The following is a 22,329-nucleotide window of genomic DNA, read 5'->3' on the forward strand; positions in this document are numbered from 1 at the left end:
CTTCAGCAGAGCGTCCTTCTCAACGTGTTCGTCGGCAGCGCCCAGGGCATTCTGGAAGAGGGCCGGGACTACACGGTAACGTCCTCCCGACCGTGGATCTATTCCGGCGTGGAACGGCATATCGACGATCCCTGGATCAAACGCCAGTATGGCGAGCTCTATATTCGCACCCTTGCGGCCGCTGAACTTGCCGACAAGGCTGCGCGCAGCCTTGATGCGGCTTATGCCCAAGGACCATCCTTGAGCCATAACGATCGTGGTGCCGCCGCCATCGATATCGCCACGGCCAACCTTTATGCGGGCGAGGTCGGCCTCGCCGTTTCGAGCGAGGTCTTCGAGGTGATGGGCGCGCGATCCGCCACGCAGGCTAACGGCTTCGACCGTTTCTGGCGAAATGTCCGCACTCACACACTGCACAATCCCGCCGAATACAAGAAGCGCACGGTCGGCACCTTTCTGCTGACCGGCGAGTTCCCCGTGCCGGCCATCTACCGCTGAAAGGATATTCCATGGCGAGACGCAAGGACCAGATCAAGCTCGGCGCCTTCCTGCTCTTCACCGGCCACCATGTCGCTGCCTGGCGCCATCCGCAGGCCTCGGTTGGCACGGAATTTGAAAACTATCTCGAACTGGCTCGTCTTGCCGAGGCCGCAAAGTTCGATGCGATCTTCTTTGCCGATGGCGTGGCGGCACGGTTGAAGGACGTGGAAGCGGCAAGCCGCAAGGCTCATAGCGGCATTTATCCCTTCGAACCGATCACGCTTCTTTCGGCTCTTTCCTCTGTCACCCGCAATATCGGCCTGATCGCCACCGCCTCGACGAGCTTTTCCGATCCGTTCAATCTCGCACGGCAGTTTGCGTCCCTTGACCGGTTGAGCGGCGGGCGGGCCGGCTGGAACCTCGTCACCTCCTCCGATCCGGACGCCGCCTATAATTTCGGGCATGATGCGCAGATCCTGCATGGCGACCGTTACGAGCGCGCCGAGGAATTCGCCGATGTGGTGCTCGGCCTCTGGGACAGTTTTGAAGACGACACTTTCATCCGCGACAGGCAGTCGGGACGCTATTTCGATCCTCAAAAGCTGCACCGGCTCAATCATAGCGGCAAGCACTTCAAGGTGCGCGGCCCCCTCAACATCCCGCGCTCACCGCAGGGACGGCCAGTCCTGATTCAGGCGGGCGCCTCCGAGCCCGGCAAGGAGCTTGCTGCGCGTACCGCAGAAGCCATATTCGCCGCCCAGATCACCCTCGAGGAAGCGGTGGCTTTCTATGCTGATGTCAAAGGCCGGCTTGCCAAATTCGGCCGTTCGCATGACGATCTGAAGATCTTGCCCGGCATTTTCCCTGTCGTCGGCAGGACTGAATCCGAAGCGCAGGAAAAGTTCGAATCCCTGCAGGCGCTCATTCAGCCCGAAGTCGGACTGAACCTGATCTCCCAGCTTTCCGGCGTCGACCTTTCGGCCTATCCGCTCGATGGGCCGGTGCCCGACAATCCCCCGGCGACCAATGCGGGCAAGAGCCGCCAGGCTCTCGTGCTCGATCTTGCTCGACGCGAAAATCTGACCATCCGCCAGCTCTATTTGCGTATCGCCGGCGCCCGCGGCCACTGGCAGGTGGTCGGCACGCCGGTCCAGATCGCCGATGTGCTCGAAGAGCGTTTCGAAAATTTTGGGGCCGACGGCTTCAATATCATGGCGCCGCTGATGCCGGGCGGGCTTGCCGATTTCATCGAGCTCGTCGTTCCGGAGCTGCGCCGCCGTGGCCTCTTCCGAACGGAATACGAAGGCACGACGCTGCGCGAGAACCTGGGCCTCAAGCGCCCGGCCAACCGCTTCGCAGATACCGGCAGTGCTGCGGCGGCCGAATAGGAGAAACCAATGAGCCACGACAAGCTTTATCTCATCGAGCCGGGTTTTTCCGACCCCAAAAAGCCGGGCGTCAACTTCGTATGCCCCTATTGCAACGCCATCGAGGGACTGCTGGCGTCCTTTCCGGATCTTGCGAGCAAGATCGAGGTGGAGCGGGTTCCATTTCCCCGGCCACGCACAAGCGTGATTGCTGCTGTGGGCGAGGAGTACCAATCGTTGCCGGTGCTGGTTCTCGCCGAGAGCGCGCCTGTAGATGCCGAGCACTGGAATGGCGTGCATTTCGTCAACAAGACCGATCGCATCCTCGAACTGCTTGCCGAGCGCCATGGTTTCCCGCGGCTTCATAACTGAAGGAAGAGCACCATGACCGTGAAGCCTGGAACGTTCGAGCCGAGTCAGCCGGAGCCGACCTCAAAGCCGCCCGCCCTCTTCCAGGCGGACCTCGAGAATCCCTATCTCGCCAAGGCGGCCGAACTCACAGAGATCTTTGCGCACGATGCAGTCGAGCGCGACCAGCTCGGCGGCCGACCCTCCGAACAGATAAGGCTTCTGAAGGAGAGCGGCCTCGTCAATCTGCTGATCCCGAAGGAATTCGGTGGCGAGGGTCAACCCTATTCGACCGCGCTTAAAGTTCTGCGTGAATTTTCCAAGGTCGATGGTTCGCTTGGTCATCTCTTCGGCTATCACTTCAGCCCGCTGCAGAACGCGGCGACGGCAGGCGACAAGCGCTCGCATGAGATCTTGCGCCGCTCAGCGGACGGCCGCTGGTTCTGGGGCAATACGACCAACAGCTTTTCGAAGAGCCTGTTCGGCCGAAAGACCGCCGGTGGTGCCATCCTGAACGGCTTTCGCCCCTTCGCCTCCGGCTCGCATGTCGCTGACTATCTCATGGTCGCCTGGGAAGACGAGGAAACCAACCAGCGCAGCTTTGCCTATATCCCGGCCAATCGTCCGGGCATTATCATCGCGGACGACTGGGACGGAATTGGCCAGCGCCAGACGGGCAGCGGCAAGGTTTTTTACAAGGATGTCCGGATCGACGGTGACGAGATCCTGGCGGAGCGTCCGCGCGATCCGATCGCGCTTCTGGCGCCCCAGCAGCAGCAGAGCGTGCTCCTCAACGTCTTTATCGGCACTGCCCAGGGCGCGCTCGCGGCAGCTCGCGACTATACGGTCACGAAATCACGGCCCTGGATCTATTCTGGCGTCGAGCGACACGTCGACGATCCCTGGATCAAGCGGCAATATGGTGAGCTCTGGACGAAAGTGCAGGCTGCAACCGCGCTTGCCGACCGCGCAGCGCAGGCGATTGACGCCGCCTACGCTAAAGGTGCTGCGCTGACCGCGGATGAGCGCGGCCAGACGGCAATTGCCGTTGCTTCAGCCAACGTGCTGGCCGGCAAGGTGGCCCTCGAGGTCACAAGCGAGATCTTCGAGGTCATGGGCGCGCGTTCGGCGGTGCGCGCTCATGGTTTCGACCGGTTCTGGCGCAATGTGCGCATCCATACGCTGCACAATCCGGCCGAATACAAGACACGCAATGTCGGGGCATGGTTCTTGACCGGCGACTATCCCGAGCCGGGAATATTCCAGTGAGCGGACGCGAACTTCATCTCAACATCAATATCCTGCATTCCGGCTTTTCGCCCGCGGCCTGGCGGATGGAAGGCAGCGATCCCCGCGCCTCCTTCGATGTCAATCACTATGTCAATGTCGCCAAGATTGCCGAACGCGGCACGTTCGATGCCGTCTTCCTCGCCGATCAGGCGGCGATCTCTGACAGGGTGGATTTCAGGCCGCTAACCTCCCTCGAACCGACGATCGTACTTGCGCTGGTCGCCGCCAACACGCAACATATCGGTCTCATCGCCACAGCCTCGACGACCTATAACGAGCCCTACAATATCGCCCGCCGCTTTGCGACACTTGACCATGCGAGCGGCGGCCGGGCCGGCTGGAACATCGTCACCAGTGCCGACCTGTCGCAGAGCCGTAATTTCGGCCTCGAAAAGCCGGTCGCCCACTCCAGCCGTTACGAGCGCGCCGGCGAATTTACCGCCGTCGTCAAGGCGTTGTGGGACAGCTGGGAGGAAGATGCCTTCATCGGCGATGTCGCGACCGGCCGTTTCGTCGATCCGGCACGCGTCCATGCGATCGCCCATCGCGGCAAGCATTTCCAGGTGCATGGACCGCACAATATTCCCCGCCCGCCACAGGGGCATCCGGTTCTGGTGCAGGCTGGCGGCTCGGACGATGGAAGAGAGCTTGCCGCCGAACATGCCGAAGCCGTTTTCTCCGCCTCGCAATCCTTCGAGGAAGCGCTCGAGTATGCCGGCGATCTGCGCCGGCGTGCAGCCCGCTTCGGCAGGCCGGCCGACAGCATCCTCGTACTTGCCGGCCTTGCGACGATCATCGGCAGTACCGAAATCGAGGCCAAACGTCGACAGGAAGAGCTGCGCGAGCTGATACCGCTCGAATATAGTCTCGCGCGACTTGCGGGCGTGCTGCAGCTCGACGCCAAGAACCTCGACCTCGACGCGCCGCTGCCGGACGACATTCCGCTGCCGCCGGATGGTGGCCATACTTTCTTCCGCGCCACATTGGCGCTCGCCAAACGGGAGAGGCTCAGTGTGCGCGGCCTCATCCGCGCCTTGAACGGGGGCACCGGCCATCGCACCATTGTCGGCACGCCACAAGACGTTGCCGACGACATCGAACAGTGGTTTGTCGCCGGTGCAGCAGATGGCTTCAACCTCATGCCGGACGTGCTGCCGCACGGACTCGAAGTCTTCGTCGACGAGGTCGTACCGATCCTGCGCAAACGCGGACTGTTCCGGCAAGCCTATAGCGGCCGGACGCTTCGCGAACATCTCGGTCTTGCGCGCCCGGCCAATCCTTATGCGGCCGCGGCGGAATAGCGATCGGCAATGACAGCGGGCAAGGGAAAATCGATATGACGCCATCAACAGCAGCGGAAAGAAACGTCGGCAATGACAGGCTGAAGGCGCTTGCCGGCGAGCGCTATCGCAATGAGCAGCAGCTTTCGGGCGATTGGACCGAAACCGTCGAGACCATCCTCTCACATCGGAGCGTGCGTCACTATCTGCCGGACCCGGTACCGGCGGAGGCTGTCGAGCTTGCCGTTGCCGCCGCCCAGTCGGCACCGAGTTCCTCTAACCTCCAGGCCTGGAGCGTGGTTGCCGTCGAAGATGTGGAACGTCGCAGGCGTTTGAACGCGGTTGCCGGCAATCAGCGGCAGATCGCCCAGGCTCCGCTTCTGCTGGTCTGGCTCGCCGATCTTGCCCGACCGCGCAAGATTGCAACGGAGCGTGGCGCGACGGCCGAAGGGCTCGATTATGTGGAAAGCTTTCTTCTTGGCGTGATCGACGCGGCACTCRCCGCCCAGAACGCCGTCGTCGCCCTGGAATCTCTTGGCCTCGGCACCTGCTATATCGGAGCGATCCGCAACGACCCTGAAACGGTCGCCCGCGAACTTGCCCTGCCGGACGGGGTCTTTCCCGTTTTTGGCCTGACGGTCGGTTATCCCGATCCGGCGGTGCCCGCCGGCGTCAAGCCCCGCTTGCCGCAAACGAGCGTCCTGCACCGCGAACGCTATCAGGACAGCGCACCGGCCGACGATCTCGCCGGTTACAATCATATTCTCAGAACCTTCCAGACAGAACAGACAATGCCTCTGATCGACTGGACCGATCAGGTTCGCAATCGCATCGGCACGGTAGAAGCGCTCAAGGGTCGCCATGTACTTGGCGAGGTGGCACGCAAACTGGGGTTCCGGCTGAAGTAGGCCGTCCCGGCCTGCCCCTGCACGACGCACAATCTCACTCGGCGGCGATCATATCGAAATCGGATCGAGGGCCGCGGGATGAAACGACCTCAATCGTCTGCGCGGCGCGCGCCTCGGCAAGCAGCCAATTGCGGAAAAGATCGACCCGCATCAGCCGCGCCTTGTGGGCCGATGTGACGAAGAAATAGGAAGAGCCGACCGCCTGCGGGCTACCGAAGGGGCAGACGAGCCGCCCACTGCGGATCTCGGCTTCCGCGAGCCTTATCTTGCCGAGGCCGAGCCCCTGGCCGGCGACAGCCGCATCGAGGACCAGAGAGGACTGGTTTAACCGGAAGCCACCGCGCGCCGGGCGATAGGAAAGTCCCTCGGCGCGTAGCCAGGCATGCCAGTCGGGGCAGGCATGGTCATGCTCAGCACCCTCCTCATGAAGGAGCGGCACGTCTTCGATCGCCTCCGGTCGCTCCCAGAGCCCGTGGTGGTCGGCAAATTGCGGACTGCAGACCGGCACGACCGCCTCGGAAAACAGATGATCGACTGCAAGGCCGGGATAGGCGCCGCTGCCAAAGCGGATCACGCAATCGGCGTCACCCGCGTCGAGGTCCGTCAGATCTGTCGAGGCTTCGACCAGAACCTGCAGGCCGGGTGCCGCGCGTCGGAGCGCATCGAGCCGCGGGATCAGCCATTTGCTGGCGAAGGACGGCGCGACGGACACCCGGATCGGCTGCTCGTGATCGCTCGTCGCAAATTGCGTCATGGCCGAAAGGACGGCATCGAAGGCATCCGTCAGACCTGGCATCAGGGCATGGCCTGCCGGTGTCAACTGCAGCTGGCCGCGCACACGGTTGAACAGCGGCTGTCCAAGGTAGTTTTCCAGAAGCCTGATCTGCTGGCCGACGGCGGCCGAGGTGACATGCAGCTCTTCGGCGGCACGGATGAAATTGAGATGACGCGCCGTCGCCACGAAGGCGCGCAGCGACGTCAGCGGCGGCAGACGGGCAAGCGTCGGATTGATGGTCTTCCTGCGGTGGGGCGCGAGCGTGTTCATGAGCTGATTGCACCACAAACAGACCAGACAAGACGAGAACCCGCTTTGCGCCGATAACCCGGCCGGAAACATTTCCTTGCGCGTGACCACCCTGCCGGGGAAGCAAAAACTAAAATCCAAAAATTGTCTACCAAAAGACTAGATTATTGCTGCCCCGGCACGCCCGCCGATTTGCGCGAAGCTTTTCTTTCGAGCACTGCGAGAAAAACATTCTTCTCGATTTCCCCTCCCCCGACCGATCATGCGCGCTCACCAAGGCTTGGGCCTCAGTAGGCCGAAACGGACATGGAGGGTCGTTATGGATATCAACAGACGTCAGCTCAATCAGCTCTTCGCGTTCACGGCGCTCAGCGCCGTCGTGCCCATCGGCCGCTTTGCAGAGGCAGCGGAGCCGGTCGCCGGCGGTACGCTCAATCTGCTCGTCCAGCCGGAGCCGCCCACACTCGTCACCCTTGCGCATACGGCAGGCCCGACCACACGCGTGTCCGGCAAGATCACGGAAGGATTGCTGGCCTACGGGCTGGACTTCAAGCCGATTCCACAACTTGCGACCGCCTGGCACGTCAGCGACGACGGGCTGGAATATCGTTTCGAACTCAGGCAAGGCGTCAAATGGCATGACGGCAAACCCTTTACCGCCGAGGATGTTGCCTTCTCGATCCTGGCGCTGAAGGAAGTGCATCCGCGCGGCCGGGCCACCTTCTCCAGCGTCAAGGAAGTGGCGACACCGGATGCCCATACCGCCATCATCCGCCTGTCGAAGCCGGCGCCCTATCTGATCGGCGCCTTGCAGGCGAGCGAATCCCCGATCGTCCCAAAACATGTCTATGAGGGCGCCACCGATCTTGCCGGGCATGCAAACGGTCGCGCCCCGATCGGCACCGGTCCTTTCATCTTCCGTGAATGGGCGGTCGGCAGCCATGTGATCCTGGATCGCAATCCCGACTATTGGGACCAGGGCAAGCCCTATCTCGACCGCATCGTCGTCAAGTTCATTCCCGATGCCAGCGCCAGACTTGCAGCACTTGAGACCGGCGAAGTCGATATTGCTCCCGATACACCGGTGTCGCTGAGCGAAATCGACCGGCTGAAAGCCTCGCCCACGCTTGCCGTCGATGATCGCGGCAACGATTATTCGCCGACTGTCTATCGCATCGAATTCAACTTGCAGAACGAGTATTTCAAGCACGACAAGGTCCGCCAGGCCGTGGCGCATGYGATCGATCGGCAGACCGTCGCCGATATCGCCTTTTACGGCTATGCGGTCCCGGCGCCGAGCCCGATCAGCCCCTTCCTCAAGGCTTTCTATAATCCCGATGTCCCGGTCTACGCCCATGATCCGGCAAAGGCCGAACAGCTTCTCGACGAAGCCGGCTTCCCACGCGGGCCAGACGGTGTGCGCTTCGAGGTGCCGCACGATGTCATGCCCTATGGCGACACCTATACTCGTATCGGTGACTATCTGCGCGACTCGCTGTCCAAAATCGGCGTCAAGGTGACGTTGCGCGGACAGGATGTGCCTACCTGGCTGAAGCGCGTCTACACCGACCGCGATTTCGCTTTCGTCACCAACGGCATGGGCAATACATTCGATCCGACCATCGGCGTGCAGCGTCTCTACTGGTCGAAGAACTTCAAGAAGGGCGTGCCTTTCTCGAACGGCTCGGGCTACAACAATCCGGAAATCGACGCGATCTTCGAACAGGCCGCGGTCGAGAACGACAGGGCCAAGCGCGTCGAACTCTTCAACCGCATGCAGGTGATCATCGCCCGCGACCTGCCCGATATCACGCTCGTCTCCTTCCGGCAGCTGACGATCTTCAACAAGAAGGTCCAGGACCATACGGTGGTTGCCGACGGTCTCTCGGGCAGCCTCTCCTCCGCTTATCTCCTCAAGAACGCCTGACAGGGACGATCCTCATGAGCATTAATCGTCGCACCTTCAACCAGCTGCTGCTCTTATCCACCGCCAGCACGCTTGTGCCCTCGTTCGGCCTCAGGGCCGCTGAGGACAAGCCGAAGTCGGGCGGAACGCTGAACTTCATCGTCGAGCCCGAACCGCCGACAATCCTGGCGCTGGCGCACACCGCCGGCGGCACCCAGAAGGTCAGTCCGAAGATCACCGAGGGGCTGCTGACCTATGACTTCGACCTGACGCCGAAGCCGCAGCTTGCAACCGAATGGTCGATTTCCGAGGATGGCTTGAGCTACACGTTCAAGCTACGCCCCAATGTGAAATGGCATGATGGCAAACCCTTCACCGCCGATGACGTCGCCTATTCGATCGAACTCTTAAAGCAGGTCCATCCGCGCGGGCGCGGCACCTTCGCCAATGTCGTCAAGGTCGAGACACCCGATCCGTTGACGGCGGTCATCCGCCTGTCAAAGCCCGCGCCTTATCTGCTCAGCGCGCTCTACGCGGCGGAATCGCCGATCGTGCCGAAGCATATCTACGACAATGTCGCGATCGCCGACGTGCCGCTCAACAAGAACGGCAGCGCACCGATCGGAACCGGCCCCTTCGTCTTCAAGGAATGGACGCGCGGCTCGCATATCATCCTGGAGCGCAATGCCGACTACTGGGATGCAGGCAAACCCTATCTCGACCAGATCGTCATCCGCTTCGTGCCCGATGGAGCAGCACGAGCAGCAGGATTCGAGACTGGCGAATTCGATATCGGCGGCGACAATCCGATCCCGCTCAGCGATCTCGAGCGCATCAAGGCCTTGCCGAATATCAGCGTCGACTCCCGCGGCTACGAAACCAAGGGCGACCAGACGCAACTCATCTTCAATCTCGACAACGAATATCTGAAGGATGTGAAGGTTCGCCGCGCCATCGCCCACGCGATCGATCTCGACGTCATCCTCAACACTGTCTGGTACGGTTACGGCCATATCTCGCCGACTCCGATCAGCACCTTCCTGTCACGCTACCACGACGCGTCGATCAAGCCCTATGCCTACGACCTCAAGGCAGCCGAACAGCTTCTCGACGAGGCCGGCTACAAGCGCGGCCCTGACGGCACCCGCTTTGCCCTCAGGCTTACCCACAATTCCTACAATGAAGGCTTCAAGCGGGTCATTGAATATCTGAAGCAGAACCTCACCCGCATCGGCATTGCCGCGACGATCGATTCATACGATTTCTCGACCTATATCCAGAAGGTCTATACCGAACGCGTCTTCGACGTGACAGCCGAATATCTCGGCAACCAGTTCGATCCGACACTCGGCGTCCAGCGCATCTACTGGTCGAAAAACTTCAAGCTCGGCCTGCCCTTTTCCAACGCGGCCCATTACGCCAATCCGGAGGTCGACCGGCTGCTGGAGGCGGCCTCGGTCGAAATCGACGAGCAGAAGCGAAGACAAGAATTCAACGATTTCCAGAAGATAATCGCCGACGAGGTTCCGGTGGTAAACCTGATCGCGCTGGAAAATGTCACGGTCTTCAACAAGCGGGTGAAGAACCACACGATCGGCGCCGAAGGGGTCCAGGCCAATTTCGCCGAGGTCTATATCAAGGACGGCGAAGGCTGACGGTTCGGGGGTCACGACCAGCCTTCACGGATCGGGGGCGCATCGTCAGATGCGCCCCCGATCGCTTTCCGGTTTGTCGCATGAATGGCCGCTCAAGAGGCGGCGCGGGCCGGCGTGAATTTCGCGAGGATGCGGTCGGCAAGCGCGATCGCCTGCGTGCGCTGCTCGGTGATCGAGCTCGATTCCCAGGCCACGCCGCGCAGCGGATGGCCGATGGCGCTCAAGTTGCGATGAACGCGCCCCTCCTCATTGATGAGGTCGCCTTCGGGAGTGGCATCGATGCCGAAACCGGTCGAATGCGGGCGCACCTCGCCGCTTGAAAGAAGCTGGCGAACAAACGGATCAGCGATTTGCCGCCAGTCATGCAGCTGATGTCCGCGGCAATCGATCACACCGCCGAAGACAATCTCCTCGAGGCCTGCCGCGGTCTTCAAGGTTGCTGCAATATCGTTTTCATCAGGCCTTAGGGCCAGCAAGCGGGCCGTCCCATGGACGAGCCGCCCCTGGGACCGCGCTTCTTCGACGCTGCGGTGGCTTTCCGGCGCGGACCGATGCGCTGTCACGTCCCAGAAGGCCCTCAGATGACGGGCAAAGCGCAGCCTTTCCCGATCGTTGGCATTCTGCCAGAGCGGCAGAATGTGGGGGCGAATGGCAAGCGGCAGCCCCTGCCAGTCCCCACCGGCGGCGGCAAGCTGGCGCCGTTCCGCCTTGACGCGCGTAAGCAGGCCACGTGCCGTCGAAGGAAGCGGTCCCTCAGCGAGAAAGTCACGGGCCGGCTCGGCATTCCTGCGACCCTCGACGAACTGGCCGCGCCGCGAAATCACCCGGTAGCGTCCACGAAACCCCCTCGCCTCCATGCTCGCGATCGCATCGACCATCGATAAACTGGCACCGATGATGAGGATATCGGAACTGTCGCTCAACCGGTCGAGCGCTGCCACGTTCCAGGGATTTTCGGCAAAGCGCGGATGTCCCGCCACAGCCGCCTCGGCAGGGCGCAGATCGGGCTGGAATACCCCGAGTGCCAGTACGGCTTCGTCCGCTTCCAAGACAGTGCCGCCCGTGGTCGCTACACGGACCCGGTGTGGCGATGATGACAGATGTGCTGCCGACGAGCGGACATGCTGCAGGCTCGATCCGGAGCGTGCCTGTGCAACCGCGCGCTTCAGTTCGTCGCGCACATAGGTCCCGTAGAGATGGCGCGGCGGGCTGCTTGCGGCAACGTCTGCGGGCGGCTGCCAGCCGTTGGCGGGGCCGTTTTCGGCAAGCCAACGGGCCAGATGACCCGTATCCTCGGGATAGAGCGAGAAGATCTCGGCCGGTCCGTTGACGAGATGGGCCGGGTCGCTGGTGCTATAGGCAACGCCGCGACCGAGCTCAGTACGTGGCTCGATGATGGTGATCGACAGCCCCACCGTCGTCCGGTCAAGCAGTTTGAGCGCCGTCAACGCGCCGGCGAAGCCGCCGCCGATAATGATGACGGAATGGCCTAGCTTTGGATCGAAATGCATGAGACCTCCCTCCCCGTCACACAGATCCGGGGGATGACAGCAAGAAAGGCGCACAGATCTCCTGTCGGCGCGGCGGCCGGACATCAGGGTGACCTCGGGTGATAAATGGAAGCGACGCGACGGGCCGGGTTCTAGAAGACCTTGCCTTCCTCCAGATGCGTCGTCGTTCCGTTGATGTAGAAATCGCCGACCACACGCGCCTTGTGCAAAAGCGGATTATGGTTGAGCACGGTGCGGATATTGCGCCAGTGGCGGTCAAGGTTGAGATGTCTCGATGTCGCCGAACCGCCGCCGAGCTCGAAGACGTTGGTTGCGGCAGAAAGCGCGATCTGAGAGGCAACGATCTGCGTACGCGCCGTCGTCAGGGCGCTTTCGACAAGAGCCGCTTCCAAGCGTTCCGGATCTCCTGCGCCAAACGCCGCGACGGAACGGTCAAGCGCACGGGCCGCCTCGCGGATCAGCGTATCGACCGCAAAGGAGCCGCTGGCGATCTCGCCCAGGATTTTCTGCACAAAGGGGTCGGCATTGGCCGTCTCGGCCGCACTATGGGCGGCCGAACGCGCCTGCCTGCGCACGTAATCGGTACCTTCCGCCACTGCACCGCGCACCGCACCGGCCATGGAGGCGGCAAGGTGGAGTTGACGCAGGGTCGATGTATGGCGCCCGACAAGCGAATTGAGGCCGCGCGTGGAAATCTCGTGGGGCAGGACCTCGACGTCCTCGAGCAACACGCCGCCGCTTGCGGTCAGCCGCTGGCCCATGCCGTCCCAGTCGTCGAGAATGGTGATGCCCTTGCGGTCGACCGGCAAGAGAACGCTGACAAGCTGGTCCTCGTCACCTTTCGCGCTGAACGAAGCGAAATCGGAAAAGGCCGTGCCCGTCGCATACCATTTGCGGCCGTTGAGGCGGTAGCTGTCGCCGGATTTCGAAAGCCTTGTTGTCACCTCGCCGGGCCGCTTTGTGCCCTGTTCCGTGTGAGCGCCGCCGAACAGCTTGCCGGCAAGCACTCTGGCAAGCTGTGTGCGATCGAGCGCAGTATTCGAATTGAGAATGAGGCTCTCGGTGAAATTGAAATGGCTGCGAAGCGCATGTGCGACATTGGAATCGGCCGCACCGATCGCCATGATTGTCTCGATATAGTCGAGGACACTGCCGCCCGGTCCGCCAAGCGAGACGGGAATGCGCAACGCTCCGAGACCGGCCTGCTTGAACAGGCGGAAAGCCTCAAACGGAAGCTCGCGATCGAGATCGCGCCGTGCCGCTTCCTTGCCGATTTCGGCTGCGAGCGCCGATACTGTCGAAAGCAGGGCTGCAAGATCGGAATCGGGCGTTGATCCACCTGCAGATAACAGCACGGAAGAGGTCGGAGTGGCCATGGTCAAGCTTTCAACGGCGGATTTTTGAAGAATGGGGAGGATCCACGCGAGCGGATCCTCCCTGACGGCCTCAGGCGACGGCGCGCGTCAGCGACACGACATTGTCGGTCCCTACTTCGCTGACACGCGGAACGCGCCCTTCGACCGGATGGCTTGGATCGTTGAAGCCCGGCGTCGACGGATGACCGGCCGTCACCAGCCTATCGACCAGGGCCTCGTCCTCGGCATCAAGCTTGACGTCGAGCGCGCGGATATAGCTATCCCAATGCTCTTCGGTGCGCGGACCGGTGATGGCGGCCGAGATCAGCTTGTTGTTCAGCACCCAGGCGAGCGCGAACTCAGTCGGCGTAATGCCCTTCCGGTTGGCATGGGCAGCGATCTCCTTGGCGATCGCAATCGATTCCGGACGCCATTCGGTTTCGAGGATGCGCTTGTCGCCACGGCCTGCACGCGTATCGGCACCCGGTTCCTTACCCGGCTCATATTTGCCGGTCAGCACGCCGCGGGCGAGCGGCGAATAGGAGACAACGCCGAGGCCGTAATGGTGGGCGGCCGGCAGTTGTTCGGCTTCGGCCGTGCGGTTGACGATGTTGTAGAGTGGCTGGCTTGCGACCGGCCGGTCGATGCCGAGCTGATCGGCAAGATGGGCGATCTCGGCGATGCGCCAGCCGCGGAAATTCGAGACCCCGAAATAGCGAAGCTTGCCAGCGCGGATAAGGTCGGCAATGGCACGCACCGGCTCTTCGAGCGGCGCGTCGAAGACAGCGCGGTGGAAATAGAGGATGTCGATATAGTCGGTGTTCAGCCGGCGCAGCGAATTCTCCACCGTCTCGATCACCCATTTGCGCGAGTGGCCGCCAAGGTTCGGGCCCTTGGTGTGCGAGTTTACGAACTTGGTCGCCAATACCCAATGATCGCGGCTTGACTTGATGCCGCGGCCGACAACCTCTTCCGACTTGCCATCGTGATAGACATCGGCCGTGTCGATGAAGTTGATCCCCTGGTCGCGGGCCTTGTCGATGATGCGGAAGGCGACCTCATCGGGCGTCGGCCCGCCGAACATCATGGTTCCAAGGCTGAGCGGTGACACTTTGAGCGCGCTGCGCCCGAGGTAGCGATAATCGACCATTTCATTCTCCATTCATTGAGCGTGGTGACAGGCGACGGCATGGCCGGCGCCGAACTGGCGGAATGCCGGATCCTCGGCCCGGCAAATATCGGTGGCAAGCGGACAGCGCGTGTTGAAGCGACAGCCGGACGGTGGATTGTGCGGACTTGGCAGGTCGCCGGTGATCGGGGCTGCTTGCTTGCGGCGCGACGGGTCGGGCACGGCGGCAAGCAGGGCCTGCGTATAGGGATGTTTGGCACCGTTCCAGAGGTCGGCAGTCGAGGCGCTTTCGACGATACGCCCGAGATACATGACGAGCACACGGTCGGCGAAATAACGAACGACGGATAGATCATGCGAAATAAAGAGATAGGAAAGCGACAGCTCCGTCTTCATCTCGACCAGCAGGTTAAGGATCTGGGCCTGGATCGACAGGTCAAGTGCCGAGACCGGTTCATCGCAGATGACGAGCTCGGGCTGCAGGATCAGCGCCCGGGCAATGCCGATGCGCTGGCGCTGGCCGCCGGAAAATTCGTGCGGATAGCGCTCCAGGGAATCGCGTGGCAGGCCGACATGCTCGACCATTCCCGCAGCGATCGCATCACGTTTCCTGCGATCGCCGATGCCATGCACGGCAAGCGGTGCCGTCAATATCGTGCGGATGGTCTGCCGTGGATTGAGCGAAGCGAAGGGGTCCTGGAAGATCATCTGGATGCTTCGGCGGATCGACTGCAGCTCCTTGTTCGACATGGCCGTAACATCGCGGCCGCGAAAGCGGACCTGCCCGGAAGACGGCGTGACGAGACGCGTCAGCGACTTGCCGAGCGTCGACTTGCCGCAACCGGATTCGCCGACGAGCGCAACTGTCTCGCCTGCCGCGATTTCCAGTGACACGCCGTCGACGGCACGCACCGTGCCGGCGCTGCCTGGATAATGGGTGGAGAGCCTATCGACCGACAGGAGCGACATGAGCGACCTCCGCKTGGACTGAAACATAGGGGCAAGCGACTTCGCGGCCCGCCGAGATGGAAAACAGCGTCGGCACCGCCTGGGCGCAGGCGGGACGGGCGACCGGACAGCGCGGGCGGAAGGAACAGCCCTTCTCGCCGGCGGCCGAGACGATGGAGCCCGGAATTTCGGCAAGCGGCCCATCGCGATAATGATAATCGGCCGTCAGCCGCGGCGAGGCCGCCAGCAGGCCGCGTGTATAAGGATGATAAGGCGTGTCGAAGACCGGGCCGGGAAGCCCCTCCTCGATCTTGCGGCCGGCATACATGACGACGACACGATCGGCCCATTGCGCCACGATGCCAAGATCGTGGGTGATGAGGATGACCGCCATATTCAGCTTGGCGCGCAGATTATCGAGAAGCTGCAGGACCTGCGCCTGGATGGTCACGTCGAGCGCGGTCGTCGCCTCGTCGGCGATCAGAAGTTTCGGGTTGCAGGCAACGGCAATCGCGATCATCACGCGCTGGCGCATGCCGCCCGACAACTGATGGGGATAGTCGTCAATGCGGCGGGCCGGCTCCGGAATACTGACGAGGTCCAGAAGCTCGATCGCCCGGGCACGCGCCTGGCGGCGGCTGAGATCCTCATGGATCCGCAGTACCTCGATGATCTGGTCACCGATCGACAGAACCGGATTGAGCGAAGTCATCGGCTCCTGGAAGATCATTGCGATGTCGCGCCCGCGAACCTTCCGCAATTGCCGTTCCGACAGCGTCAGCAGGCTGCGACCATCAAACAGGATCTCGCCGCCCGCCCGGGCGTGCCGTGGCAGGAGGCCCATCAGGGCAAGGGCCGTCAGCGATTTTCCGGAGCCGGATTCGYCGACGATCGCCAGCATCTCTCCGGGATTGGCGTTAAAGCTGACGCCCTTGACCGGCTCTGCGGTCGCAAAGCGGACGGAGAGATCGCGGACTTCGAGAAGATGGCTCATCAGCGTTCCTCCGAAAAGCGCGGATTGAGCGCATCGTTGAGACCGTCGCCCAAAAGATTGAGTGCCAGTACAGTAAAGACGATCGCGAGGCCCGGCAGCGCCGTCAGGTACCAGGCTGTGCGGATCACGTCGCGACCGGCACCGATCATCGATCCCCAGGAGACGCGATTGGGATCACCGAGCCCCATGAAGGATAGCGCCGATTCCATCAGGATGGCACTGGCGACCATGACCGAAGAGGTGACGATCAGCGGCGGCAGGGCGTTCGGCAGGATTTCGCGAAAGATGATGCGTGCATGGCCGAAGCCGAGGCTTCGCGCCGCAAGCACATAGTCCTTCTCGCGGATGGAGCGGAACTCGGCCCGCGTCAGGCGCGCTACCGTCGGCCAGCTGACAATGGCGATTGCGATGGTGACGGTCGAGGTCGTCGGCTGGGCGATGGCGACCAGCACCACGAGCAGCACGAAGCTCGGGATTGTCTGGAAAATCTCGATGACTTTCACCAGGATGTCGTCGACGATCCCGCCGAAATATCCCGCCATCGCGCCGATCGTGATGCCGGCAGAAAGCCCGAGGGCGGTCGCCGCGATTCCGACCGTAAGCGAAATGCGCGCCCCGTGCAGGATGCCTGCGAGAACATCGCGTCCCATCGAATCCGTACCGAGCGGATAGGACGGGTTTTGGCCCGGCCAGAGGAACGGTCGCGCCACCATCTCCATCGGATCACCTGGATAAAAGACGGGGGCAAGAAGGGCTGCGAGTGCGGTGGCGATCAGGAACAGGACGCCGAATAATGCGGTGGGGTTGGACAGAAAGACCTTGAGCTCACGGCGCAGACCGCGCCAGGCAATCCCGGGTACGGCGGCGGCGCGCACGTCAGGCGCATGGATATGCGTCCAGCGCGGCTCGGCTGGTTTTTCGGACAGTGGCCGCGAGGCGTCGCTGTCGTGCTCGGCCAGATCGATTGCGCTGCCGGCATAGGTATGAAGCTTCTGACTGGTCATCGGCTGGCTCCGATTCTGGGATCAATCCATGCCTGCAGCAGATCGACGGCCGCGTTGGCGACGATCACCAGGAAGGAGGACAAGAGCAGGATGCCGAGCAGCACGGAAAAATCGCGGGCCATCACGGCTTCGAAGGCAAGCCGGCCGAGTCCCGGCCAGCTATAGACGGTCTCGACCACGACAGCTCCGCCAAGCATACCACCGAAATGCATGCCGGCCATTGTCGTGATCGGGATCAGCGCATTGCGCAGCACGTGACGCGTGGTCAGGAAGAATGGCGACACGCCCTTGGCGCGGGCGGTGCGGACGAAATCCTGCGACTTGACCTCCAGCATCGCCGCGCGCGTCAGTCGCGCATAGATTGCCAGATAAAAGAGGGAGAGCGAGGTTGCCGGCAACACCATGTAGCGGATCCGGTCGAGGAGTGCCGGTAGCCCGGTGAGCCGCGATCCGATCGTGCTGTCGCCGCCGCTCGGCAGCCACCCGAGCTTGACGGAGAAAAACAGAATCAGCATTAGGCCAATCCAGAAGCCGGGAATGGAATAAAACAACAGCGAGACGACCGATATCACCCGGTCGGCAAGCCTGCCGGAAAAGGTTGCCATCAACGCGCCGAGCAGCAGACCGACTGCAATGGCAATCAGAAGCGCGGCCAGCATCAGCGTCAGTGTTCCGGGCAGCCGCTGACCGATGAGATCTGCAACCGGCATCCCGTAGCGCGGTGAAAAGCCGAGGCTGAAATGCGCCAGGTTGTCCAGATAGTTGGCGAGCTGCACGAGAAGAGGATTGTCGAGCCCGAAACGCTGGCGCAGAGCCGCCATGGTTTCCTCAGTGGCCGAACCGGATTCAGCCGCCATCACGTCGGCTGCATCGCCCGGCGCGAGCTTGAGCAAGAAGAAACTCAATATGACGATGCCGAGCATGGTCGGCACGGCCTGAATGATGGTTTTTCTGATCGTGCGGGCGACCCGCTTGAGTGCCGACATGGATTTCCACCTCGCGTCGCCGGAAGAATTCATCGTGTTGCGTTGCGATAGTAGTTGACTAAATCTGTGTGTTTTGTCAAATCCATATTAGTAAATAATTCCAAGAAGAGATCCAATATCGAAGTCTTTTGAAATTATTTAACGTTATATGAGCATACATTCGAATTTCTTACCGAAGCAGGTCCGGAATTGGGTAAAAAACTCTACGGCTGCGCCGAAGTATGGAAAGGCGAACCCAGAACGCCCGGCAACGGGCACGCACAATCATCGAGGGACCGACCATGCCAGCATTTCCTGCTCCGACACGCCGCAATTTCCTTCTTGCTTCCGTTGCGCTCACCGTGGCGTCGGCAACACGCCTGCCGGCCTTTGCCGCTCCGGTTCGCGGCGGCACAGCGACGCTCCTCCTGTCGGCCGAGCCGCCGGTGCTGACGACCATTGCGAACACTGCCTTCAATTCCGTCTATGTCTCGCCGAAGGTCATTGAAGGCCTTCTGACCTATGATTTCGAGCTGAACCCGCAGCCGCTTCTGGCCAAAGAATGGTCAGTGAGCCCGGATGGGCTCGTCTACACGTTCCACCTGCGCGACGGCGTAAAATGGCATGACGGCCAGGCCTTTACCTCGGCCGACGTTGCTTTCTCGATCAAGACGCTGAAGGAGGTTCATCCGCGTGGCCGCAACACGTTCCTCAACCTCGTCGACGTCGAAACGCCGGATCCGCTGACGGCGATCCTGAAACTCTCCAAGCCGGCGCCCTATCTCATCACCGCCCTTGCCTCCTCGGAGACGCCGATCGTAGCGCGTCACATCTATGAGGGGACGAAGGTTGCCGAAAATCCTGCAAATCTCGCGCCGATCGGCACAGGTCCCTTCAAGTTCAAGGAATGGGTCCGCGGCAGCCACCTCGTCTATGAGCGCAACCCCGATTACTGGGACCAGCCGCGTCCCTATCTCGACCAGCTCATCGTCCGCTTCATTCCCGACGCAGCGGCGCGCTCGATTGCAATCGAAACCGGCGAAATCGATCTTGCGCCCTCCACGCCCGTTCCTCTCAGCGATCTCGAACGTTTGAAGACGGTCCCCGGCATCGCCTTCGAGGAGCGCGGCTATCAATATGCAAACGGTGTCAGCCGTATCGAGTTCAACCTCGAACGGCCCTTCTTCAAGGACATCCGCGTTCGCCAAGCCTTCGCCCATGTGATCGACCGCAAGGTGATCCTCAACACGATCAACTACGGCTACGGCGCGGCCATTCCCGGCCCGATCAATCCCAATCTTGCCAAATGGTATGATGGCGACCTGAAGACCTATCCGATCGATCTTGCCGCCGCCGAGAAACTGCTCGACGAGGCAGGCTATCCGCGCGGCAGCGACGGCGTGCGCATCCGCATCAATCTCGACTATGTGCCGAGCGGCGAAACCTATCCGCGTGGTTCCGAATATATCCGCCAGGCGCTTGCCAAGGTCGGCGTCGATGCCACGGTGCGCAGCCAGGACTTCGCCACCTATACCAAGCGCATCTATACCGATCGCGATTTCGATTTCGCCTTCGAGGGAATGAGCAACCTCTTCGATCCGACCGTCGGCGTTCAGCGCCTCTACTGGAGCAAGAACTTCAAGCCGGGCGTACCCTTCTCCAACGGCTCGGCCTACAGCAATCCGAAGGTCGATGCCTTGCTCGAGGCCGCGGCAATCGAGGTCGATGCCAAGAAGCGTGTCGATCAATGGCGCGAGATCCAGCAGATCCTTGTCGAGGACCTGCCGGCGATCGACATCGCCAGCCAGCCGGAGCTGACCATCTACAACAAGCGCATCGCCGACCACACTGTGGGTGGAGAAGGCGTCTCGGGCAGCCTTGCCTACGCTTATYTCGCCACAGCCTGAGCCAAGAGGAAAAGGAACACGGATCCGTCATGTCCATTCAACACCCTCCCGGCTCTATCGTGGGTCTCCCGAAATTCTCCGCCCCCACCGACTTTGCCGAAAGCCCACTGTCGCAGGCGCTCAAGCAGCCGGTGCTGCTCGGCCTGTTCCTGCCGATCCAGGCCGGCGGCTGGACGCAATCCACGCTCGAGCGATCCACGGATTGGAGCTTCGATTACAACAAGGCGCTGACGCTGAAGGCCGAAGAACTCGGCTTCGATCTGGTTTTCGCCCTGTCGCAATGGCTGCCGAAAGGCGGCTATGGCGGTGTCTTCAACGGTCAGGCGCTCGACAGTTTCACGACGACGGCGGCGCTTGCCGGCCTGACCAAGAAGATCATGCTGATCTCCACCATGCATGTTCTTTACGGGCCGTGGCATCCGCTGCATCTGGCAAAATTCGGTGCGACGCTCGACCACATCACCGGTGGCCGCTGGGGCATCAATGTCGTGACGGGTCACCGTGCCGTCGAGCATGAAATGTTCGGCTGGCCACGCATCGAGCACGACAGGCGCTACGAACTGGCGGCCGAATTCCTCGAAGTCGTCCAGCGTCTTTGGAGCGATACCGAGAATTTCTCCTTCGAGGGCGAGAGCAGCTGGAAGCTCGGTGGCGGCTTCGTGACGCCCAAGCCGAATTTCGGCCGGCCGATCCTCGTCAACGCCACGGGTTCGGATGCGGGCATTGCCTTCGCCGGCCGCTATTCGGACATTGTCTTCATCACCAGCCCGACGGGCGCCGATATCAACAGCGCGCTTCAATCGCTGCCGGCCCACACGAAAAGAGTGAAGGATGCGGCCAGGGACGTCGGACGCACGGTGCGCACCCTGCTCAATCCGATGGTCATCTGCCGGCCGACCGACAAGGAGGCCTGGGAGCTTGCCGACCGGATCGTCGCCCATGGCGACCAGCGCTCGCCGCAGGGCTTTTCGTCACTGAACTCGGATGCGCATGCCTGGAAAGGTCGGGATCCGCAGGATCCCTACCGCTTCGTCGGCGGCAATATCCGCGTCATCGGCTCGCCCGAAAGCGTGGTCGACCAGTTCCTGAAACTGAAAGCCGCCGGTATCGACGGATTGCAGCTCAGCTTCTTCGATTTCCGTGATGAGCTCGAATTCTTCGGCACCGACGTGCTGCCGCTGATGAAGCAAGCCGGCCTGCGCCACTGAAAGGGACGATCATGACCAGCAATGCCATTTCCGAAATCTGGTATACGCGCTGCCCGGTGCCGACCCCGGTCGGGCTTGCCGCCCAGCTCGGCTATCTCGAGGAAGGCTTCCGCAAGGAAGGCGTGACACTGAAGTCGATCATCGACTCTCCCGACCGCGCCATCCGCCAGAGCCATTTCAACCATACGCTCGACTGGTCCTTCCGCCACGGCGGCAATGTTCCCCCGATCCGCGCCCGCTCGGAAGGCCGAAAGACAAGGCTCGTCGGCATCACCTGGACAGATGAGTTTCAGGCGATCATCACCTTGCCGGGAGCCGGAATCAACACGACCAGGGACCTGAAGGGGCGTCGCTTCGGCATCGCGCGACGGCCGGAAGGCATCGTCGACTTCATGCGCGCCACCGCCTTGAAGGGCCTCCTGTCAGCGCTGTCGCTCGAAGGCCTTGCCCTTTCCGATGTCGAGATCATCGACATCGCGCTTGCCGATTCCGTGCTCGCCACCCAGGAAGGGCCGTCGCTCTTTGGCCTGAAGCGCCGTCAGGCCTATGGCGAGGAGATCGCCGCCCTCGTTCGCGGCGAGGTGGATGCGATCTATGTGAAGGGGACGGCCGGCATAAATGTCGCCAATCTGATCGGTGCCGTTCAGGTGGCCGAATTCGGGTTTCATCCCGACCCGAGGATCCGTATCAACTCAGGCTCACCCCGAATTCTGACAGTCGACCAACTCCTGGCAGACGAGCGCCCCGATCTCGTCCACCGGCTCTTGGAGGCGATCTACAAGGCGGCCGACTGGGCGCAAGCTCATCCGGACGAAACGCGCCGCTTCGTTGCACGTGAGGCCGGCGCAACCGAGGAGCAGGTGCTGGCGGCAAACGGGCCTGAGATCCACCGCCATCTTGGCCTCGGCCTGGAGCCCGAACTGGTCGAAGCGGTCGGCCACTACAAGGACTTCCTGCGCGACTTCGGCTTCCTCGCCGCCGATTTCGACATCGCCAATTGGGTCGACCGCCGTCATATCGACGGTTTCGATGCCCGCGCCGTCGCCTGAC

General features: G+C 61.9%; 19 protein-coding genes. 11 read left to right on the top strand and 8 right to left on the bottom strand.

What is annotated here, in order from left to right; genetic code table 11:
• The 6 genes from AC1D35_RS25755 to AC1D35_RS25780 form a co-directional block, all read left to right on the top strand.
• The coding region (locus AC1D35_RS25755) for an acyl-CoA dehydrogenase family protein (protein WP_477940674.1) at nt 1-498 on the top strand (498 nt) is incomplete at its 5' end.
• 11 nt (nt 499-509) lie between these two features.
• On the top strand, nt 510-1,868 hold the full coding sequence (locus AC1D35_RS25760) for an LLM class flavin-dependent oxidoreductase (RefSeq protein WP_477940676.1): 1,359 nt from the start codon (nt 510-512) through the stop codon (nt 1,866-1,868).
• A 9-nt stretch (nt 1,869-1,877) separates the two neighbouring features.
• Nucleotides 1,878-2,219 carry a DUF3088 domain-containing protein gene (locus tag AC1D35_RS25765; protein WP_477940678.1) on the top strand — a complete coding sequence of 114 codons (342 nt, stop codon included), beginning with the start codon at nt 1,878-1,880 and terminating at the stop codon, nt 2,217-2,219.
• Nucleotides 2,220-2,231: 12 nt separating this feature from the next.
• A complete protein-coding gene (locus tag AC1D35_RS25770; RefSeq protein WP_477940679.1) occupies nt 2,232-3,464 on the top strand; it encodes an acyl-CoA dehydrogenase family protein in 1,233 nt (410 codons plus the stop codon).
• Entirely contained in the window at nt 3,461-4,786 is a 1,326-nt protein-coding gene (locus tag AC1D35_RS25775; protein ID WP_477940681.1) for an LLM class flavin-dependent oxidoreductase, read from the top strand. The genes AC1D35_RS25770 and AC1D35_RS25775 overlap by 4 nt, the downstream gene beginning before the upstream one ends.
• Nucleotides 4,787-4,821: 35 nt before the next feature.
• A complete protein-coding gene (locus AC1D35_RS25780; protein WP_477940684.1) occupies nt 4,822-5,673 on the top strand; it encodes an NADPH-dependent oxidoreductase in 852 nt (283 codons plus the stop codon).
• A 34-nt stretch (nt 5,674-5,707) separates the two neighbouring features.
• Here the strand turns inward: AC1D35_RS25780 and gcvA are convergent, their stop codons facing one another.
• Nucleotides 5,708-6,718 carry a transcriptional regulator GcvA gene (gene gcvA, locus AC1D35_RS25785; protein WP_477940685.1) on the bottom strand — a complete coding sequence of 337 codons (1,011 nt, stop codon included), beginning with the start codon at nt 6,716-6,718 and terminating at the stop codon, nt 5,708-5,710.
• A gap of 298 nt (nt 6,719-7,016) precedes the next feature.
• Here gcvA and AC1D35_RS25790 point away from each other — a divergent pair, with 298 nt between their 5' ends.
• Together AC1D35_RS25790 and AC1D35_RS25795 are read left to right on the top strand one after the other, a co-directional pair.
• Nucleotides 7,017-8,624: an ABC transporter substrate-binding protein gene (locus AC1D35_RS25790; RefSeq protein WP_477940687.1), complete on the top strand. Its 1,608-nt coding sequence runs from the start codon at nt 7,017-7,019 to the stop codon at nt 8,622-8,624.
• 14 nt (nt 8,625-8,638) lie between these two features.
• Nucleotides 8,639-10,258, top strand: coding sequence for an ABC transporter substrate-binding protein (locus tag AC1D35_RS25795; protein WP_477940689.1), 1,620 nt, complete (start codon nt 8,639-8,641; stop codon nt 10,256-10,258).
• 92 nt (nt 10,259-10,350) lie between these two features.
• Here AC1D35_RS25795 and AC1D35_RS25800 read toward each other — a convergent pair whose 3' ends face one another.
• The 7 genes from AC1D35_RS25800 to AC1D35_RS25830 form a co-directional block, all read right to left on the bottom strand.
• Nucleotides 10,351-11,769, bottom strand: coding sequence for an FAD/NAD(P)-binding protein (locus AC1D35_RS25800; protein ID WP_477940691.1), 1,419 nt, complete (start codon nt 11,767-11,769; stop codon nt 10,351-10,353).
• Nucleotides 11,770-11,900: 131 nt separating this feature from the next.
• Nucleotides 11,901-13,145 (bottom strand): acyl-CoA dehydrogenase family protein, encoded by a 1,245-nt coding sequence (locus tag AC1D35_RS25805; protein WP_477940693.1) that lies wholly within the window; start codon nt 13,143-13,145, stop codon nt 11,901-11,903.
• 70 nt (nt 13,146-13,215) lie between these two features.
• On the bottom strand, nt 13,216-14,274 hold the full coding sequence (locus AC1D35_RS25810) for an aldo/keto reductase (RefSeq protein ID WP_037097888.1): 1,059 nt from the start codon (nt 14,272-14,274) through the stop codon (nt 13,216-13,218).
• 12 nt (nt 14,275-14,286) lie between these two features.
• Nucleotides 14,287-15,222, bottom strand: coding sequence for an ABC transporter ATP-binding protein (locus AC1D35_RS25815; RefSeq protein WP_477940695.1), 936 nt, complete (start codon nt 15,220-15,222; stop codon nt 14,287-14,289).
• Complete coding sequence (locus AC1D35_RS25820; protein ID WP_477940697.1) at nt 15,200-16,195, bottom strand: ABC transporter ATP-binding protein; 996 nt, start codon at nt 16,193-16,195, stop codon at nt 15,200-15,202. The genes AC1D35_RS25815 and AC1D35_RS25820 overlap by 23 nt, the downstream gene beginning before the upstream one ends.
• Entirely contained in the window at nt 16,195-17,199 is a 1,005-nt protein-coding gene (locus AC1D35_RS25825; RefSeq protein ID WP_477940699.1) for an ABC transporter permease, read from the bottom strand. The genes AC1D35_RS25820 and AC1D35_RS25825 overlap by 1 nt, the downstream gene beginning before the upstream one ends.
• Entirely contained in the window at nt 17,196-18,185 is a 990-nt protein-coding gene (locus AC1D35_RS25830) for an ABC transporter permease (RefSeq protein WP_477940701.1), read from the bottom strand. Before AC1D35_RS25830 ends, AC1D35_RS25825 begins: the two co-directional genes overlap by 4 nt.
• A 281-nt stretch (nt 18,186-18,466) precedes the next feature.
• Between AC1D35_RS25830 and AC1D35_RS25835 the strand changes: the two genes are divergently transcribed.
• From AC1D35_RS25835 to AC1D35_RS25845, 3 genes are read left to right on the top strand one after another with little or no spacing between them, the layout of a single operon-like run.
• Complete coding sequence (locus tag AC1D35_RS25835) at nt 18,467-20,071, top strand: ABC transporter substrate-binding protein (protein WP_477940703.1); 1,605 nt, start codon at nt 18,467-18,469, stop codon at nt 20,069-20,071.
• 29 nt (nt 20,072-20,100) lie between these two features.
• Entirely contained in the window at nt 20,101-21,279 is a 1,179-nt protein-coding gene (locus AC1D35_RS25840; protein ID WP_113335606.1) for an LLM class flavin-dependent oxidoreductase, read from the top strand.
• A gap of 11 nt (nt 21,280-21,290) precedes the next feature.
• Nucleotides 21,291-22,328 carry an ABC transporter substrate-binding protein gene (locus AC1D35_RS25845; protein ID WP_477940705.1) on the top strand — a complete coding sequence of 346 codons (1,038 nt, stop codon included), beginning with the start codon at nt 21,291-21,293 and terminating at the stop codon, nt 22,326-22,328.
• Nucleotide 22,329 lies beyond the last annotated feature (1 nt).

This window comes from Rhizobium sp. P1_E6 (genome assembly GCF_056405875.1).

Coding starts and splice junctions, on each gene's coding strand:
- AC1D35_RS25760 (WP_477940676.1), top strand. CDS start 510: ATGGCGAGACGCAAGGACCAGATCAAGCTCGGCGCCTTCCTGCTCTTC.
- AC1D35_RS25765 (WP_477940678.1), top strand. CDS start 1,878: ATGAGCCACGACAAGCTTTATCTCATCGAGCCGGGTTTTTCCGACCCC.
- AC1D35_RS25770 (WP_477940679.1), top strand. CDS start 2,232: ATGACCGTGAAGCCTGGAACGTTCGAGCCGAGTCAGCCGGAGCCGACC.
- gcvA (WP_477940685.1), bottom strand. CDS start 6,718: ATGAACACGCTCGCGCCCCACCGCAGGAAGACCATCAATCCGACGCTT.
- AC1D35_RS25795 (WP_477940689.1), top strand. CDS start 8,639: ATGAGCATTAATCGTCGCACCTTCAACCAGCTGCTGCTCTTATCCACC.
- AC1D35_RS25800 (WP_477940691.1), bottom strand. CDS start 11,769: ATGCATTTCGATCCAAAGCTAGGCCATTCCGTCATCATTATCGGCGGC.
- AC1D35_RS25805 (WP_477940693.1), bottom strand. CDS start 13,145: ATGGCCACTCCGACCTCTTCCGTGCTGTTATCTGCAGGTGGATCAACG.
- AC1D35_RS25810 (WP_037097888.1), bottom strand. CDS start 14,274: ATGGTCGATTATCGCTACCTCGGGCGCAGCGCGCTCAAAGTGTCACCG.
- AC1D35_RS25815 (WP_477940695.1), bottom strand. CDS start 15,222: ATGTCGCTCCTGTCGGTCGATAGGCTCTCCACCCATTATCCAGGCAGC.
- AC1D35_RS25825 (WP_477940699.1), bottom strand. CDS start 17,199: ATGACCAGTCAGAAGCTTCATACCTATGCCGGCAGCGCAATCGATCTG.
- AC1D35_RS25830 (WP_477940701.1), bottom strand. CDS start 18,185: ATGTCGGCACTCAAGCGGGTCGCCCGCACGATCAGAAAAACCATCATT.
- AC1D35_RS25840 (WP_113335606.1), top strand. CDS start 20,101: ATGTCCATTCAACACCCTCCCGGCTCTATCGTGGGTCTCCCGAAATTC.
- AC1D35_RS25845 (WP_477940705.1), top strand. CDS start 21,291: ATGACCAGCAATGCCATTTCCGAAATCTGGTATACGCGCTGCCCGGTG.